A 2,477-nucleotide genomic window follows, 5' to 3' on the forward strand; every position below is an offset into this window, starting at 1 on the left:
TCTGGTTACTTTGCGTCCATCCTTTTAGAAGATGGTTATGCAGATGCCGGAATTCTGGTTGCTTTAACTTTTGCACTCGTGATCATTACCGTTTCTGCGCATGGCTTCACGATTGCTCCGCTCGCAAAAAAACTTGGCCTTGCAAGCACCGAGCCGCCAGGTATTCTTATTGCTGGAGCAAGCAGCTTTTCCATTGCATTGGCAGAAAAAATTCAACAACTGGGTGTTCCGGTTATCCTGATCGATACTTCAGGAGGGCGGTTGCGCTTAGCTGAAAAGAAAGGCCTAACAACTCACCGAGGAGAAATTCTTTCTGAACACACGCAATACGATACCGATTTGACTCAATATGAAACGATTTTGGTAATGACGGGAGATGAGGCTTATAATGCACTAGTTTGCCAATCTTATATACCTGAATTTGGTTTCCAAAATACCTTTACACTTCCTACAAGACCTAACAGCAAAGTAAATCATGAAGAATTGACAACGAATCTCAGTGCACAGACACTTTTTGAAAAAGAAGCTTTCTTTACCGAATTAAACCGAAAAATCAATACAGATTATTCTTTACGGGTCATTAATATTACGGAAAAGAATGAAATCGGAAAAAACCATTTACCAGATGACGCTACCCCGCTTTTCATAAAGAAAAAGAACGATCTGCTGACTTTTGTCACATTGAAGAAAGAGTTAACCTTAGATGAAGGAGACCAGCTGATTGTCTTAGCTAAAGACAGTGAAATCCTTGTCTAAACCTTAAAGTTATTCTTGTTCTACTTTATCTATTGTTCTATATGATGTCAGTGAGAATATCTCGCTGACATTTTTTATATAAACATACAAACACAGAAGCCATCAAACGTTCAGCAGAAGATTTCATAGCCTCATTCCCGAAGTAAGTGTTACAAAGAACCTTATTTATGGAGTAATGAGAAGGAAAGTACAATGAACAGCGTATTCAAAGAGTATTGAGTAGCAAATACATTTCTTCGCATGGTAAATATAAGTCACCTTTATGATGTAAATTCTTCCATATTGATCAAATGAGTACCAGAACATGGCCTTCTTTAACTAATAAACAGGTTTATTGATTAAAGGAGCAACAAAGTACAACCTTCTTTGACTAATAAATAGGTTTATTGATTAAACGAGCAATAAAACCCAGTCTTCTTTGACTAATAACTACCTCCACGACAGATATAAAATCAGGAAATGCGGGACAAGCCCGCCCTGAATCGAAAAAAATCCAGTATAATAGCTAATGGCTTGCAGCTTTAGCTGTTTCCAGATACGGTATGCGAAGCGCAACGTAGAATCCGAATAGTATAAAGCGAGCGTAATGAGTATTTAGACCTTGTATTGTTTTAAGATAGACTGAGCCTGTTAGACACCGAGGGCAGAAAAAGATTTATAAAACTCTACTCGATAAAAAAGATGTTTCCTGTTACAGAAACATCTTTTTTTTACTTGAGCAAACTTACTTTTAGAAGCTCTTATTTAATTTTATGGGGTTTTCAGATTTTAGGTCAATAACCATAGAAATAGTAATATGGCCTTAACTTTCTCTTTGTTTCTGATTTTATCCTCTTCGCTTGTAAACGTAGTTAAAATCAAGAAGGTTTAAACAGTTTTCAATTGTAGCAAAGCAACTGATTCCACGTGGTTCGTTTGCGGGAATAAGTCAACAGGTTGGATTTTTTCAACTGTGTAGCCGCCATCAGCAAGCAAAGCTAAGTCGCGTGCTAATGTTGCTGGATTGCAGCTGACGTAAATCATTTTAGTGGGTTTCATTTCAAGAACAGCATCGATAAATTGACCTTCCAATCCTTTACGAGGTGGGTCAACCACTAATACGTCGGCTTTACGGCCTTCTTTACTCCATTCCTCCATGACTTCTTCAGCTAATCCTGCTTCAAAGGTCACGTTTTCGATATGGTTTAAGGCAGCGTTAGCTTTTGCATTTTCAACGGCTGGTTCAACTGTTTCGATTCCGTAAACATGCTTCGCTTTATCTGCTAACGATAAAGTGATCGTTCCGATGCCGCTATACGCATCAATAACTGTTTCTTCACCCGTCAATTCAGCATAATCCAAGACAACAGAATACAATTTTTCCGTTTGGACTGGGTTCACTTGGTAGAAAGAACGATGAGAGATTTCATACGTTTTTCCAAGCAGCGTATCTTTATATTGATCTTCACCGTATAAAACTATGGCATCTTCGCCTAAAATGGTGTTGGTCCGAGTCGGGTTGATATTTTGAACGATGCTGACAACTTCCGGCAAAGCTTCAAGAATATCTGGAATGATTTTACTTGTCGGGAAAAGTTTTGCAGTTCGTGTGACAAGAATCACCATCATTTCACCAGTATAATAACCGCGACGGATAATGATATGGCGCAGATTTCCTGTATTGTCTTTTTCGTTATAAGGTTTGACGCTGTAAGTCCGCATAATGTCGCGCACTTTAATAA

The 2,477-nt window shown here is 38.4% G+C and carries 2 protein-coding genes; one reads left to right on the top strand and one right to left on the bottom strand.

Features of this window, described 5'->3' with window-relative positions:
- Positions 1 to 756: NAD-binding protein (locus RT405_RS03465; protein ID WP_313467587.1), on the top strand; the 756-nt coding region annotated here is incomplete at its 5' end.
- 867 nt (positions 757 to 1,623) lie between these two features.
- Here RT405_RS03465 and rlmD read toward each other — a convergent pair.
- Positions 1,624 to 2,477, bottom strand: an 854-nt coding sequence (gene rlmD / locus RT405_RS03470; protein ID WP_313467588.1) for a 23S rRNA (uracil(1939)-C(5))-methyltransferase RlmD, incomplete at its 5' end; no start/stop codon positions are given.

This window comes from Carnobacterium sp. (assembly GCF_032094055.1).
Classification (GTDB): Bacteria; Bacillota; Bacilli; order Lactobacillales; family Carnobacteriaceae; genus Carnobacterium_A.